We start from the raw sequence: 14,928 nt of genomic DNA, 5'->3' as shown, positions 1-14,928 counted from the left end.
CCACTCACGCGCTCGCTCATCGACGGCGGTACCAGAGGACGCCGCCGATCAGAGCCAACACGACCACGGCACCGACGACGATTGGCGGCACCGGCGGGCCCCCCTCGGGTTCGCTCACGGGCACACCGATGGGCATCCCGTCGGTGAACTCCGTGTCGCCGTCGGCCTCGTCGTACCGCACCTCGATGGAGGACGCGTACTCCTTGGGGAGCGCGTCGCTCGTCGCGCTGATCCGGAACGTCGCCGTCGCCGTCTCGCCCGAATCCATCGTTCCGAGGAAGGCGCCGTCGTCGGAGGTCGACAGCGGATCGCTGGTGAACAGGCGAGCGTTGACCGCCGAGATGGGCTCGTCACCGACGTAGCGCACCTCGGCGCTGAGCTGTGCCGTCCCACCCGGCGTCACCGCCGTCGAGACGTTCGACACCTCGAACCGGTCGCGCTCCGGCTCGATTTCTGCCGTCTTCCGCAGCGGGTTCGCCGCCGTCAACACGTCGCCCTCGGCGTTCTCGTACTCCACGTCGAAGGTGAAGGAGTTCGAGCCGGGTTCGGCGTCGCTGGCGATAGCAGTGGTGAACGAGACGCGAGCGGATTCGCCGGGGCCGAGCGTCCCGACTGCCGACTCGCCGTTCGTCGGCATCACCGTCCCGTGATCGCGCATCCGGACGACGACGTTCCGCGCCGGCGCCGGCCCGGTGTTGGTGATCCGCCCCGTGATGGTCGCCTCGGACTCGTCGACCCGGAAGTTCGACGTTTCGATTCCGTCCATCTCGAACGTGCGCTCGGGCCGCACCGACACGCCGGTCGTCAGCGTCCCCGAGCGTTGCCCGATGTCGTTCTCGTCACGGTAGGAGACGACCGTATTGACGGGATACTCGCCCGGCGACACGTCGTCGGTGGCGCCGACCTGCACCGACACCCGTCGTGTCTCACCCGGCTCCAGCGACCGGACGAACACGCCCGTATCTCCCGAGGGATTCTGTGGATTCCCGAAGAAGACGCCCGACGCCGCCGAGGACAGTTGGACCGACGCGTTCGCGGCCGTCTGCGACCCGGTGTTCTTGATCGTGAACGCGAGCGACCCGGTATCACCCGCGAACAACCGGTTCGTCCCTTCGGAGACGATGTCGAACTTCGCGCGCTCCTCGATCCGAATCCGCAGATTGACCGTCTGCTCCTCGTTGAGCCAGACGTACTCGATTTCGGCGGGGCCCGACGCCGTCTCGTCGTAGATCACTGCTCGCGCGTGGCGGTACGTGACCTCCACCGGGATGGTGTAGGTACCCGGCTCTGCATCACCGATTTCGAGATTGAAGCTGAACTGCGCGGTGCCGCCGGGGCCCATACTCCCGGCGGTCACCGTTCCCGACTTCACGTCGATGGGCGCCTCGATCTGCCCTTCACGAACGTTCATCTGGACGCTCCGGGCCGTCTGAACTTGCTCCTCGAAGCGCCCGACACCGCCGTCCTCGATGTTGCCGTCGTTGGAGGCGACGACCGTCAACGTCGCTTGCTGGTTCGCCTGAAACGTGTCGTCGGCGACACTGTAACTCAGCTCCGGATTCCCGCTGACGACGCTCGACGCCACCGCGGGAACGACCGGCGCAACGAGTAGCAAACCGACGACCGCTAGAATCGTAATCCGCCTCATGGTCGCACCTGCGGTTGGCCAGTCATAACGATGACGATTAGCGAAACCACACGACAACGCCGTTGAACTGAAAAAGTGTTGTTTCTATTCCACGGGTCGAGAGCAGTCCTTGTAGCGACCGTTCACACTCAGTACGACAGTTTGACCGTTCGCTCGGTGTCACCGTCGACGAGTTTCAACGTCTCGTGATCGTTGTCGAGGACCGGACTCGACGCGCCCCAGTAGACGTGGCCGTCGGTGTTCCGTCCCGAGCCCACGTGGACGACGAGTTGTTCGCCCGGACGGAGCGTCCGCCCGTCGAAGAAGAAGTACATCTTGCCGTCGCCGTCGATCAGGTACCAGTTCGAGAGGTCGACGGTCACTTCGCCGGCGTTCTCGACGACGACGTACTCGTCGTTGAGCGCCGCCCCGTCGTCACCCGGCGGATTGGGGTGGACGGCGGCGATGCGGACGCCCGACTCGTTCGACTCCCGGAGCGGCCGGTCGGGCTCGACGGTCGCACACGACCAGACGCCGCTCCCGGCGCTCCGGGCGGCCTGCTCCGCGTCGGCGTACCGTTCGTCCGTGGCGCGAGCGTCGCCTCGCTCCACCAACCGACGGTTGATCGACCGGCCGTCCATCGCCAGAACGGCGCTCGTCACGCTACCTCGCCGCTCGACCGACCGGACGGTCACCGACTCGCCGACGAGGAGCGACCGCGTGTCGAGCAACGCCCGCCGCCCCTGTTCGGCCAGACAGGTTCGCCCCCGACTCCCGGTCAGGACGCCGTCGAACCGGGCGGGGTCGGCGCCGCTGGCACTGGGCGCGTCGATGCCTGCGAGACGAACCGTCTGCCGACTCCCCGACGCGGTCCGGTAGGTGATCCAGTCGCCATCGCTGACGCCGACGACCGTCGCGTTCGTCGCCGCCTCCAGCTGTGCCGTCGTCCCGTCCACTTCGTCGCCGTCCGCCGCCGCTCGGCGGTCGGCAGTCGCGTCCGCGGTTCCGTCGTCGCCATCGCTGGCCGTCGCTGTCGGCGTCGCCGCCGCTCCGGGCGCTCGCTCGCTCGCAATCGTCGTCGTCGGTTCGGCCGGGGCGAGCGGCGCCACCTGTGCGGCCACGCCGCCGACGGCCAGTGCGACCGCCACAACGACGAGGACGACACGGTAATCGAGAGCGTCGATCCGGGCGACGGCGTACGCGCCGCCGCCGAGGACGAGAGCGAGAACGAGCGCGAGCGAGACGAGCGAGAGCATGCGGCGGGAGTTGCCTACGCTCCGCCACGGACCGACTTAGTTATTCGCCCCCGCTCTCAGTCGCGATAACGCCTCGCTCCTGCTCCAGCACGGTCCCGTTGTCGACGACGCGGACCGTGATGGACTGTCGGTCGACCGCCGTCGGCAGGTCGAACCGTGCCGTGACCGTTCGGTCGGCACCGACGCGTGTCGCCTGACGGAACAGGAAACTGTTCGGGGTGTCACCGATCACTTCGACGACCACCTCGGTCGTCGGTGCCACCGTCGTCTCCGCCCGGATCGTCGTCTCGCCGCCCCCGACGACGAACGGATCGTCGGGGGTCGGGTCGACGAGTGTCGCCCCTCGCTCGGTGATCCGCATACTGGCGCTCGCCGACCGTGTCTCCTCGGCCACCGGGCTCGCACCCCACCGGATCAGGCCGACGCTGTATCGCTGGCCGACCGAGAGCGTCGACGTGTTCACGAGGGCGTACAGGCGGTCGTCGGCGTAGTGGTAGTCCACGGCCGCCAGCGGATCGACGACCGTCTCGTTGTCTTCGGCCACGAAGCGCAGGTCCAGACCGTAGCCGAGCGTCCCTCGCCCCGCCACGCCGTAGACGACGTGGCCGTCGGCGTCGGCGCCGTCACCGAGCGACGCCTGCACCGGATACGTTCCCGCCTCGGCGGGGTTCGTCGCCCGATAGTCGACGAGGAGGGTGTCGTCGTCGTCGACCGTCACCGCGGTGTCGAGGTGGATCGTGATGGCGGTCCCCGACCGCGTGGTGTCGACGCTCTCGACGGTCGACAGACGGTCGGTGTCGACGATGCCGTCGCCGTCGGTGTCGACGCCGAGCGCCCGAATCCGGGCGGTGTCGAAGCGGCCAAACCGCTGTGGTGCGCCGCCGTCGGCGTACCGAACGGTGATCGTCTCGGTCGTGATTCGCCGGTCGGTGTCGACGCTGACGGTGTGCGTCGTCGTCGCGCCCGGCATACTGTCGGTCGGGAACACGAGGTTCGTCCCCGGCGGCGACGTCGACGCGAGCACTCCACCGATCCCGCTGACGTTGAACGCGACGACGGCGTGGTCGCCGGTGGCGATTCGGTCCGTCTCGAAGCGGTGTGTCGCCGGCACCGCGGCCGCGTCGCCGGCGAGGCGATCCGCGGGAATCGTCGCCGCCGTCGCCGCACCGACGCTACCGGCGTCCAGTATCAGCGACGCCGACGTGCTATCGCTCCCCGAGGCGGCGACGAGGTTGTATCGGCGTTCGGGTAGCGGGCCATCGAGACGGCGCGTCCGTCGGTCGACGGCAGTGACCCGGTCGCCCGGTCCGGCCGCGTACGCCGTCGATTCGTCGGCAGTCCAGCCGGCACGGAACGTGTCGATCGTGACCACCACGCGACCGTCGCCGTCGGCGTCGACGACGCGAATCCGCGTGTCGTACGTGCCGGTGGGTGATCGCACCGAGAGGGCGACGTATCGGCGGTCACCGACCCGAATCGGGATTCGCGCCACGTCGCCGCGCTGTTCGGTCGTCACCGCGTCGGCGAACCGGAGGTTGTCGGCTTCCTGTGCCGTGACGACACCACCGACGCTCGCCGACGCGAGCAGGAGGCTACAGACGAGTACGAGTCCCACTGCCCGGGTCGTTCGTCGACGCCTCCCCATTACCTGACGCTACCCTGTTCCCGGCTAAGTATTTTGTGGAGAATCCGGGTTTCGACGGCTCACAGGTAGCGTATTCGGCGGATCGCGAGTTCGAGAGAGAATCGGTCGACAGCGGTCGATTCCTGGGCCCGGCCGTCGCGTTCGAACCGGACCTGCCCAATCACGCGCTCTTCCTCGTCGGCGTCGAGGCCGTCGTCGTCGTCGTCCCCGTCGTCGAACCAGAAGCGCGGGTAGTCGGTGGCGACGAGCCGCGAGTACTCCTCGTGTTCGTACCGCACGCGAACCCGGAACTCGATGTCCCTGATCGCTCGATTCCCGACGTTCTCGACGTCGAACCGGTAGGTGACGTGCGCGAACTTCTCGAGTTGACTCCGCTCGACGGCCAGCAGGCGGTTCCGAATCTCGACCGATTCGCTCGGCATCGGCGTGGCCGTGGCGGTCCGTGTCGGTTGCGTCGGCGTGTCGGTAGCGGACTCGGTGGGCGTCGCCGTGGCCGTGGCCATCGGTGTCGGCGTCGCTCCCGGTTCGCCGCCGACTGGCGTGCTCGTCGTCTCGGGTTCGATGAACAGCCCGCTACACCCCGCCAGCGACGCGAGCAGGCCAGCACCGACGCCGAGAATCGCCCGCCGTTCGACACGGTCATCGCCCATCGACGCGAACGTCGTGGCCGAGCGAATTAAACCTCGCCCTCGATTTACCGCTCGTGATATTTAACGCCGGGACGCGCGGGTCGCAACGAGTCACCGGTCGCGGCGCTCCCTCGACTTCGCGTCCACTGGTACGGATTATTGTAACTGTTTCCCAGTGGTTCGCCGACACGGTCCGGCGAACCACCGGGACTGACTTACAATAAACCGTATGAAACGCTTTTCCTCTTCGCTCCCTACTCCCGTACATGAATTACGAGGCGGTCCTGTTCGACAACGACGGCGTCCTCGTCGAACCGGTCGGCCGCGCGGTCCTCCGCCGGGCCACGTGGGAGGCGTTCGACGCCCTCGGCGTCTCCGACCCCGACCCCGACGACGTTGACCGGGTTGCTATCGGCGTCACGCCCGACCTCCTCTCGTCGGTCTGTGCGACCTACGATATCGACCCGGAGCGCTTCTGGCGCGCCCGCGACTACCACTCCTCGCACGCCCAGCGGGTCGAACTCCGCGCCGGGCGGGCCGCCCTCTACGACGATTTCGACGCCGTCCGCGACATCGACGCCCCCCGCGGCATCGTCAGTTCCAACCAGCAGGACACCGTCGACTTCATGCACGACTTCTTCGCCACCCGTGACCTCTTCGCCACCGCGTACGGCCGCGACCCCACGATTCGCAGTCTGGGGCGAAAGAAACCCGAGCCCTACTACCTCCACCGCGCGCTCGCCGATCTGGACGCCGACTCCGCGCTCTTCGTCGGCGATAGCGAGTCCGACGTGCTGGCGGCGCGCAACGCCGGCCTCGACGCCGCCTTCGTCCGCCGTCCCCACCGCGAGTCCTACGATCTCTCGGTCGAGCCCACCTACGAACTCGACGGGCTGACCGATCTGCTCGATATCGACGGCGTGCCGGTCCGGTAGGCGCCGAGGCTATGCCGCTCCAGCCCCAATCCCTGCTATGAGCAACGAGGAGCGATCCCTAGCTGACCTGTCCGACGAGGAGTGGCGCGAACGACTCTCCGACGACGAGTACCACATCCTGCGCGAACGCGGCACGGAACCCAAGTTCAGCGGCGACTACCTCGACCAGAAGGCGGACGGCACGTACACCTGCGCCGGCTGTGGTGCCGAACTGTTCGATTCCGAGACCAAGTTCGGCTCCGGGACCGGGTGGCCGAGTTTCTACGACGCCCTCGACGGCTCCGTGGAGTTGGAGACGGACACCCGACACGGGATGTCGCGGACGGAAGTCCTGTGTGCCCGGTGTGGCGGCCACCTCGGCCACGTCTTCGAGGACGGTCCCGATCCGACGGGCGAGCGCTACTGTATCAACTCCGTCGCGCTCGATTTCGAGTCCGAGTAGGACTGCCGACGGTTAGCTACCGCTCGCCGATGTTGACGGTCAGCACCGGCACGTCCGACATCGTCACGACCTTCTGCGAGACGCTGCCGAGCATGTTGCGCTCGTAGTCGGCGCCGTGGGTGCCCATGACGACGAGATCGATCCCCACCTCCTCGACGTAGTCGAGCACTTCGTCGGCGGGGTTGCCCTTGCGGATCGCCGTTCGGACGGTGACGCCGTCGGCTTCGAGGCGACTCGCGACCGCCGTGGTCGCCGTCTCGCCTTCGGCCCGGAGGCCGTCGACCACGTCCCCTTTCATCTCCTCCTGCAGCGTCAGAAACGAGCGGTCGTCGATAACGTACAGGGCGTGTACCGTGGCGTCGCGGCGCGCGGCGATGTCGGCCGCGTGATCGATCACCGCGTCCATCGACTCGCTCCCGTCCGTCGGGAGCAGGATGTCCTCGTACATCGTGTGAGTCGTCGGTTCGACGCGCGGACTCTCACGCTTTTCGGTTCGGCGTTGCGGAAACGGTCAGTGTGTCAACAGAAGCATCCGTTCGGGCGTCCGCGCGAGACAGAACGGCGCGTCCGGGGGGTTGCCGAACGTGACCCGGTCGTCCTCCGAGACGAACAGGCGCTCGAACTGCCGTCCGCAGGCCGGACACTCGTACCCCTTCCGATTCTCCAGATACATCGACGTGCCGTCCTGCGTGTGGAGTTTCAGCCCCGCGCGGTAGTCGTGGACGTCGAACCCGTCCGAGAGGTCGAGGCGTTCGGCCATGGGAGGGAGCCGCACGCGAGCGCGTTAGGCGTTACGGCTCTACGATCTCGTTTCGCAGCGTCCCGACGCCCTCGTAGGTGATCTCGACGGTGTCGCCGGGTTCGAGGAGGCCGGGGTTCGCCGGACTGCCGAACGAGATGACGTCGCCCGGGCGGAAGGTGTATCGTTCCGAGAGGAAGGCGACGATTTCCTCGGGATGGAAGATCATCTCGTCGGTCGCCGCAGACTGGCGCTGTTCGCCCGAGATGACCGTCTCCATCGCCATCCCGTCGAGGTCCACGTCGGTCTCGATCCACGGTCCCAGCGGTGCCGACCCGTCGAACGTCTTCCGGGCCGTGCGGCGGTCCTGATCGTAGGCGTCGAGGTCGTTCAGGATGGTGTAGCCGAGGAGGGCGTCGTCCACCTCGTCGACGGTGAGGTCGTGACACCGTTCGCCGATGACCGCGGCGAGTTCGCCCGCGTAGGTGAACGAACTCATCCACTCGGGGTATTCGATGGGCTGATTCGGCGGGTGGAGCGCGTGTGGCGGCTTGATGAACCAGTCCGGGCGGTCCGGGAGGTCACCCTCGCCCATCTGTTCGATCTTCGCGCCGAAGTTGCGACCCGTACAGAAGATGGCGTCGGGATCGCAGGGCGCCATCAGTTCGGCGTCCTCACCGATCGTGTACGCCTCGCCGTCGCCCTCGGTGTAGACGACGCCGTCGTCGTACTCGCCGGTGAAGATGCCCTTGGCCGTGGAGATGCGTGCCAGTCGCATGGCACCGACGACGGTAGCCGGCCGACTATCGGTTTCGGTTTCCGCCTACGCCAACTGCGCGAACGCGAGCGTCCCGCTGATGTTCTCGATGTACGCCTCGACGACCTGCCCCTCCTGCGCGCCGGGGACGAAGATAGTGTACTTGCCGCGCTCGGCGACGCCGTCGCCCTTGCGGCCGGTGCCCGTGATCTGGAGCTGGTAGGTCTTGCCCTCCTCCAGCGTCGGGGTGCTCGACGACGAACTCTGCTGCGGGCGCTTGGCGACCGGACGGAACGCCCCACACGCCGTACAGCGGAGCATGTCGACGCCGTCCTCGCGGACGAGGTTGGTGTCCGGCAGGCCACACTCCGAACACGTGACGTACTCGGTGACGTAGGCGTCGATGGCGGCGTCGAACTCGCTGACGGTGAAGGAACCGTTGTAGCGGGCGCGGTCGCCATCGAACTGGCCGTTCGTCCCGAGTTCGCGCTGGATCGAGCGGTGAAGGTGTTCGGGCTCGCGGCCGAGCGCGTCCGCGATGTCGCCGAGGTTCGTCAGGCGGGTGAACGCGCCGTCCGTCTCGCCGACCGGGTCGGGGACCTGCAGGCGGTCACCTGCCTCCCGCGTTCGCTCCGGAAGCGTGTCGTAGGCGCGGTCGAGCGCAGAATCGTAGTTCATACGTCAGGGACGGGTCTGTGACCTAAATCGATTCCGTGAGTCTCGCTGGCACGTCACGACCCGTCGATCCGAACCGTCGCCCCCGCTCGAACGTCCGTCTCGGTTACACGAACGGTCCGGTCCCCGATCCGGTAGCGCCCCGGGTGCGGGACGGTCACGTCGAATCTCCCGTTTGCTCCCGTCTCGACGACCCGCCGGAATTCGATGCGCTCCGGCACGTTCGCCACCGGCACCGTCGTTTCGACGGCGACGCGTTCGCGCGGCGCCCCTCGTCCCACGATGGTCGCCCCGGCTACGAGTTCGAACACCGTGACGTAGCGGTCCGGACTCGCGTACACCACTCGGAAGTGGGCCGTGCCGTCGAAGCCGCCGGTCGCGCTCCCGAGGGCGTGGTGGAGCAGTCGGTAGTTGCGCGGTACCCCCGACACGATGCCGCCGTCCGACTCGTACGCCGCCACCGTCCGCACGACGACGAACCCGACTCGGTCGGCCAGCCGTCGGTACCACTCCGTCAGGTCACCTGCTGTCAGGAAGGAGAGGTAGGTGTCGGCCGCGAACCCTGCCGACAGCGACTGGCCGTTGACGAAGTAGTTGAACATCCGGTTGCGGCCCTCCTCGCTCAGCACGTAGTTCTCGGGGTAGGTCAGATCGCGGGCGGCCGCGTCGCGACGAGACAGAGCAACGCCGACGCGAGGAGGTAGCGGCGGTCGATGGCCACGCCGTCGGGACCGTCGCTCACAGCCCCCCTCGCCGTCGCGGTCGCTCGGTGAGCATCTACCTCGACCGACGCACCGAGATGACAAAACGCTGTCGTGTGTGTCGGTCGCGCTCAGAATCGCTCCACGACCAGCGCCGTCGCCGCGTCGGCGTCCATCGGCCCGCGCTCGGCCAGCAGATCGAGCAGGGTCGCCACGCGCTCGTCGGTCGGATCGACCCCTGCCTGCTCTAGCAGCGCACGGGCGCTCCCCCGACCACTCCCCGGACCGAAGACGAGGCGTCGCTCCCCGCCGAACGTCGCCGGATCGAACGGTTCGAACGTGCCCGGATCGCGGAGCATCGCCGCGGTGTGGATTCCCGACTCGTGGGTCGTCACGTCCGCACCCAACACCGGTGTCCGCGGATCGACCGACTCGTCGAGCGCGTCGAGGACCGCCTCACAGGCGGGGACGAGTTCGCTCCGGTCGACGGCGGCGGCGCAGTCGCCGCTCCCGTCCACTGCATCCGAAACGACGACCCGCTCCAGCGCCGCGTTGCCCGCGCGTTCGCCGAGCGACGCGACGCTCACGTCGGCGGCCGTCGCCCCGGCGTCGACGGCGGCGAGCGTGTTCGCCACCGCGACGCCGAGGTCGTCGTGGAAGTGGACGCCGAGTCGGTCGCCGTCGACGCCACGGTCGCACAGGTCGGTCACGATGTCACGGACGCGGTCCGGTGTCCGCGCTCCCACCGTGTCCGCGACGGTGATCGTCGGCACCGAGGGGAAGGCGGCGAACGTATCGACGAGGTCGGCCGTATCGGTTCGGAAGCCGTCGACGAGCGTGAGATGCACCTCCGTGCCGCCCTCGCGCGCCCGATCCAGCGCCTCGCCGGCCATCGCCAGCGCCTCGTCGCCGGACTTTCCGAGGACGTGTTCGAGTTGCTGATCGGAGGTCGGGACGATCACCTCGATCACGTCCGCCTCGGCGTCGAGGGCGGCGTCCACGTCGCCGGCGATGGCGCGGGCGAGGGCAACGATATCGGCCGATACGTCGTCGTCGCCCGCCAGTTGTCGGATCGCTTCCCGGTCCGTCTCGCCGACGACCGGGAAGCCAGCCTGCACGGCGTCGAGACCGAGGCGGTCGAGCGCCCGTCCGGCCGTCACGCGCTTCTCCACGTCGTACTCCCGTCCGGGCATCTGCGCGCCCTCGCGGATCGTCACGTCGCGGAGCGCGACCGGCATCAGATCACGCCCTCCGAACGGAGGCGCTCGTACTCCGCCTCGTCGAGGCCGAGTTCCGAGAGATACACCTCGTCGTTGTGCTGGCCGTGGCCCGGTCCGGCGTGTTCGACGGCGCCCGGCGTGCGGGTGAACCGCGGCACCGGCGCCGCCGTCTTCAGCGATCCCAGATCCTCGTCGTCGACCTCCACGATGTCGTTTCGGGCCGCGTACTGCTCGTCCTCGAAGATGTCGGCCATGTCGTAGACGGGACCGACGATGGCGTCTGCGGCCTCCATCTCCGCGATGGCTTCCTCGGTCGTCCGCTCGCGCGTCCACGCCTCGATGACCTCGTCGAGTTCGTCGGCGTGTTCGACGCGGCTCTCGTTGTCCGCGAATCGAGGGTCCTCGATCAGATCCGGACGGTCGATGGCGTCGGCCACGTTCTCGAAGATGGACTGGGCGGACGCCGAGAGCGTCAGGTAGCCGTCTTCGGTTTCGTAGACGTTTCGCGGCGCCGCGTTCTCGTGGTGGTTGCCGATCCGCTCCCGCACTTCGCCGAGGCGGTCGTACGCCTCGACTTCCGAGAGGAAGAGCCGGAAGAGCGGTTCGTAGAGGCTCATGTCGATCACCTGCCCCTCGCCGCTCCCGCCGGCACGCCCCACGTCGCGCTCGAAGATGGCGAACATGACGCCCTGCACGGCGAAGTTGGCGGCGGTGAGATCCGCGAGGCTGATCGGCGGGAGGAGGGGCTTGCTGTCCGGGAAGCCGTTGACGTGCGCCCAGTTGGTGATTCCCTCCGCGACGGTGCCGAAGCCGGGTTTCTGCGCGCGCGGCCCCGTCTGGCCGTAACCCGACTGCCGGACGACGATCAACCCGGGGTTCTCCTCGTGGAGTCGGTCGGGGCCCAGTCCCCACTTCTCCATCGTCCCCGGCCGGAAGTTCTCGAAGAGTACGTCAGCGTCCGCGATCAGGTCGAGGAGGAGCGCGCTCCCTTCCGCGGTGCTCAAATCCAGCGTCACACACCGCTTGTTCCGGCCGATGGACTTCCACCAGAGCGAGACGCCCTCGTCGTAGGGCGGCCACTCGCGGAGCGGATCGGTACCGTCGGGGTGTTCGACCTTGATCACGTCGGCGCCGAAATCGCCCAACTGCGTCGTGGCGAAGCCGCCAGCGATCATGCCCGAACAGTCGACGACACGCAGGCCGTCGAGCGGGCCCTGCCGTTCGCGTGCGGTCATGCTCGACGGCTACGGCGGGGGGTCCGATAAGGTGTCGGTCGGCCGGTCGCGGATACCATTCGATCCACGACGGCCGACAGTATATGTCACTGTAACACATACCCACGGTGCTATGGCCATCGCCAGACACGGAACCGGCCCGCGTGCGGCCGTCGGCGCCGTCGCCTCGCAGGTCCACCCGGTGTTCATGGCGCCGCCGCTCGCCGCGTCGGGATTCGGCGCCGTCCTCGGTGGGTTTCCCCATCCGCGACTGGCACTGCTTCACCTCGCCGTCGCGTTCTGCGCGCTCTACACCGCCCACGTCAAGGACGGCCTCGTGGACTTCCACCACCGCGGCGAAGACGACGACCACCCCCTCACACGCCGGGGCTGTCACCTCGCGCTCGCGGGGTCGACGACGCTGTTTTTCGCCGGCTGTGTCGCCCTCTCCCTCCTCGTCGACCCGGTCGCCGCCCTCCTCGCACTCCCGGGGTGGCTCGTGGCCGTCCTCCACGCGCCGCAGTTGGACACGAACCCGTTCGGCGCGACGCTCGGCTACCCGACCGGCATCGGCTTCGCTCTCCTCGGCGGCTACTACGTCCAGACCCGGACGCTCTCGACGACCGTCCTCGCCTTCGCCGTCGTCTTCGTCGTCGTCCTCGCGGGGATCAAGGTGGTCGACGACGCCACCGACTACGACTACGACCGCTCGGTGGACAAGCGGACCGTCGCCGTCGTCCTCGGGCGCCCGGCAGCGCGCCGTCTCGCCGCCGGGCTAATGGGTGCGGGCATGGTCGCGGTGGTCGCCCTCGCCGTTACCGCCGTCGTCCCGCGAGGGTCGGCACTCGCCGTCGTCCCCTTCCTCGCCGTCGCGGTCGTCGCCCGTCGGGCGGACGCCGAACTGGCGACGATGCTCCTCGTGCGGGCGTCCTACCTCTTTTTCGCCCTGCTCGTCGTCGCCGTGTGGCTCCGCCCGCTCGCCGGAGTCACCCTCCCTGACATCACGGCGCTCGGGCCGTACACCTACCTCGCGACCGAGGTGCTGTGGGGGGCAGTCGCTATCACGCTCGTGGTCCGCGCCGACGCCGTTCGCGCCGCCGCCCGGACGACGGCCGTCCTCTACCCCTTCGCCTACGTCTGGGACTGGTACACGCTCTCGGTCGGCGTCTTCTCGATTCCGATGCGGACGGGAATCGACCTGCTGGGCATCCCCATCGAAGAACACCTGTTCATGCTCGTGGTGCCGACGATGGTCGTCGGCGTCCACGAGACGTTACGCGACTTGGACGATTAGTCCTTCTTCACGCCGGGATTCGTCACCGCGCCGTTCGACGCCGAGTCGAACGTCTGGCCGTACTTCGCCAGCACGCCGTTCGTGTAGTTCGGTTCGGGTTCGTACCCCTCCAGACGCTCCTCGATTTCCTCGTCGCTGAGGTCGACGGAGAGTTCGAGGTTGTCGATGTCGATGGTGATCTGGTCACCGTCTTCGAGCGCGGCGATGGGCCCGCCGACGAACGCCTCGGGGGCGACGTGGCCGATGGAGAAGCCACGGGTCGCGCCCGAGAACCGACCGTCGGTGAAGAGCGCCACGTCCTCGGCGTGGCCCTGCCCGGCGACGGCGGAGGTGACGCCGAGCATCTCGCGCATGCCGGGGCCGCCGCGCGGCCCCTCGTTGCGGATACCGATCACGTCGCCGGAGTCGACGTGCCCCTCCTGCACGTACTCCATGGCGTTTTCCTCGTCGTCGAAGATCCGGACCGGCCCCTCGTGGTGGAGGTGATCCTCGCCGGTGATCTTGATGACCGCGCCTTCGGGGGCGAGGTTGCCGGTGAGGATGCGGATGGCACCGCGTTCGTGGATCGGCTCGTCGACCGTGTGGAGGAAGTCGGCGTCCAGAGCGGAGATGGCGGGCGGATCGTAGCGCTCGATGGCCTCGGCCATCGTCTCGCCCGTCACCGTGAGCGCGTCGCCGTGGAGCAGGTCGGCCTCCAGCAGTTCGCGCAGGACGACCGGCACGCCGCCGACCTCGTGGAGGTCGTTCATCACCCGCTCGCCGCCGGGCTGGAGGTTGGCGATCTTGGGTGTCCGCTCGCTGATGCGGTTGAAGTCCTCGATGTCGAGGTCGACGCCGGCCTCGGCCGCCATCGCGAGCAGGTGGAGGACGGCGTTGGTCGAGCCGCCGATTGCGACCTGGAGCGCGATGGCGTTCTCGAAGGACTTCCGTGAGAGGAAGTCGGAGGGTTTGCGCCCCTCTTCGATCACGTCGACGACGAGTTCGCCGGTCTCGCGGGCCACGTCGTAGCGCGCCTCGTCCTCGGCGGGCGGGGACGCGGAGCCGAGCGGCGCGAAGCCGATAGCCTCGCTGATCGACGCCATCGTGTTGGCGGTGAACATCCCGCCACACGATCCGGCACCGGGACACGCGTTCCGTTCGAGCGTGTCGAGTTCGTCGTCGGTCATGTCGCCGCTGGCGACGGCGCCGACGCCCTCGAAGACGTTCTGGATGGTGACCTCGCGGCCGTCGTGTTCGCCGGGCATGATCGACCCACCGTAGAGGAACACGGAGGGCAGATCCGTCCGGATGGCGGCCATCATCATCCCGGGCATGTTCTTGTCACAGCCGCCGATGGTGACGAGAGCGTCCATCCGTTCGCCGAAGGCGACGAGTTCCACGGAGTCCGCGATGACCTCGCGGGAGATGAGCGAGGACTTCATCCCCTCCGTCCCCATCGAGATGGCGTCGGAGATGGTGATGGTGCCGAATTCGATGGGCATACCGCCGGCTTCGTCGATACCCTCGATGGTCGACTCCGCCACCTCGTCGAGGTGGACGTTACACGGTGTGATGTCCGCGGCGGGGTTGGGAACGCCGACCATCGGCGATTCGAGGTCCTCGTCGTCGAAGCCCATCGCGCGGAACATGGATCGGTGGGGCGCGCGGTCGCGGCCCTCCGTCACCTCGCGGCTCCGAAGGTTCTCGTCCTTGCTCCCCGCGTAGGGTTCCTCGTCGGGTCGCTCTGGTTCCTGCTGACTCATGTTCCGACCCTACTCGCCCCGGGTGTTAAAACCCTGCCGGCGACTCGCCGCT

Annotated in this window: 15 protein-coding genes; 3 read left to right on the top strand and 12 right to left on the bottom strand. The window is 68.1% G+C overall.

The window, feature by feature from the left end:
• Positions 1-16: 16 nt before the first annotated feature.
• The 4 genes from DU502_RS15085 to DU502_RS18575 form a co-directional block, all read right to left on the bottom strand.
• On the bottom strand, positions 17-1,648 hold the full coding sequence (locus DU502_RS15085; RefSeq protein ID WP_121921576.1) for a COG1361 S-layer family protein: 1,632 nt from the start codon (positions 1,646-1,648) through the stop codon (positions 17-19).
• 128 nt (positions 1,649-1,776) lie between these two features.
• On the bottom strand, positions 1,777-2,883 hold the full coding sequence (locus DU502_RS15080) for a lamin tail domain-containing protein (protein WP_121921575.1): 1,107 nt from the start codon (positions 2,881-2,883) through the stop codon (positions 1,777-1,779).
• Between the two features lie 40 nt (positions 2,884-2,923).
• Positions 2,924-4,498: a DUF7827 domain-containing protein gene (locus DU502_RS15075; protein ID WP_121921574.1), complete on the bottom strand. Its 1,575-nt coding sequence runs from the start codon at positions 4,496-4,498 to the stop codon at positions 2,924-2,926.
• 89 nt (positions 4,499-4,587) lie between these two features.
• On the bottom strand, positions 4,588-5,178 hold the full coding sequence (locus DU502_RS18575) for a hypothetical protein (protein WP_199722752.1): 591 nt from the start codon (positions 5,176-5,178) through the stop codon (positions 4,588-4,590).
• Positions 5,179-5,423: 245 nt separating this feature from the next.
• On the opposite strand from DU502_RS18575, the gene DU502_RS15065 reads away from it, so the two are divergent.
• Positions 5,424-6,092 carry an HAD family hydrolase gene (locus tag DU502_RS15065; RefSeq protein WP_121921573.1) on the top strand — a complete coding sequence of 223 codons (669 nt, stop codon included), beginning with the start codon at positions 5,424-5,426 and terminating at the stop codon, positions 6,090-6,092.
• A 37-nt stretch (positions 6,093-6,129) separates the two neighbouring features.
• The gene (gene msrB / locus DU502_RS15060; protein WP_121921572.1) at positions 6,130-6,534 is read left to right on the top strand and encodes a peptide-methionine (R)-S-oxide reductase MsrB; all 405 of its coding nucleotides are present in this window, start codon (positions 6,130-6,132) and stop codon (positions 6,532-6,534) included.
• Between the two features lie 16 nt (positions 6,535-6,550).
• Here msrB and DU502_RS15055 read toward each other — a convergent pair whose 3' ends face one another.
• From DU502_RS15055 to DU502_RS15025, 7 genes are all read right to left on the bottom strand, one after another.
• Entirely contained in the window at positions 6,551-6,982 is a 432-nt protein-coding gene (locus tag DU502_RS15055; protein ID WP_121921571.1) for a universal stress protein, read from the bottom strand.
• 63 nt (positions 6,983-7,045) lie between these two features.
• Positions 7,046-7,294, bottom strand: a complete 249-nt coding sequence (locus DU502_RS15050) for a DUF7385 family protein (RefSeq protein ID WP_121921570.1) — start codon at positions 7,292-7,294, stop codon at positions 7,046-7,048.
• A gap of 31 nt (positions 7,295-7,325) precedes the next feature.
• Entirely contained in the window at positions 7,326-8,051 is a 726-nt protein-coding gene (locus DU502_RS15045; RefSeq protein ID WP_121921569.1) for a fumarylacetoacetate hydrolase family protein, read from the bottom strand.
• 45 nt (positions 8,052-8,096) lie between these two features.
• A complete protein-coding gene (locus tag DU502_RS15040; RefSeq protein ID WP_121921568.1) occupies positions 8,097-8,708 on the bottom strand; it encodes a translation initiation factor IF-2 subunit beta in 612 nt (203 codons plus the stop codon).
• 53 nt (positions 8,709-8,761) lie between these two features.
• Entirely contained in the window at positions 8,762-9,334 is a 573-nt protein-coding gene (locus DU502_RS15035) for a hypothetical protein (protein WP_124897092.1), read from the bottom strand.
• A 203-nt stretch (positions 9,335-9,537) separates the two neighbouring features.
• The gene (locus DU502_RS15030) at positions 9,538-10,644 is read right to left on the bottom strand and encodes a LeuA family protein (protein ID WP_121921566.1); all 1,107 of its coding nucleotides are present in this window, start codon (positions 10,642-10,644) and stop codon (positions 9,538-9,540) included.
• Positions 10,644-11,861, bottom strand: a complete 1,218-nt coding sequence (locus DU502_RS15025; protein ID WP_121921565.1) for a CaiB/BaiF CoA transferase family protein — start codon at positions 11,859-11,861, stop codon at positions 10,644-10,646. Before DU502_RS15025 ends, DU502_RS15030 begins: the two co-directional genes overlap by 1 nt.
• Before the next feature lie 112 nt (positions 11,862-11,973).
• Between DU502_RS15025 and DU502_RS15020 the strand changes: the two genes are divergently transcribed.
• Positions 11,974-13,134, top strand: coding sequence for a lycopene cyclase domain-containing protein (locus DU502_RS15020; RefSeq protein WP_121921564.1), 1,161 nt, complete (start codon positions 11,974-11,976; stop codon positions 13,132-13,134).
• On the opposite strand, the gene ilvD is transcribed toward DU502_RS15020, so the two are convergent.
• Positions 13,131-14,876 carry a dihydroxy-acid dehydratase gene (gene ilvD / locus DU502_RS15015; RefSeq protein ID WP_121921563.1) on the bottom strand — a complete coding sequence of 582 codons (1,746 nt, stop codon included), beginning with the start codon at positions 14,874-14,876 and terminating at the stop codon, positions 13,131-13,133. The two genes, DU502_RS15020 and ilvD, sit on opposite strands and share 4 nt — an antisense overlap.
• Between the last annotated feature and the right edge of the window lie 52 nt (positions 14,877-14,928).

Origin of the sequence: Haloplanus aerogenes, from assembly GCF_003856835.1 — an archaeon.
Taxonomy (GTDB): domain Archaea; phylum Halobacteriota; class Halobacteria; order Halobacteriales; family Haloferacaceae; genus Haloplanus; species Haloplanus aerogenes.
The sequence above is the reverse complement of the archived record's forward strand: the minus strand, read 5'-3'. Positions and strand labels throughout refer to the sequence as shown.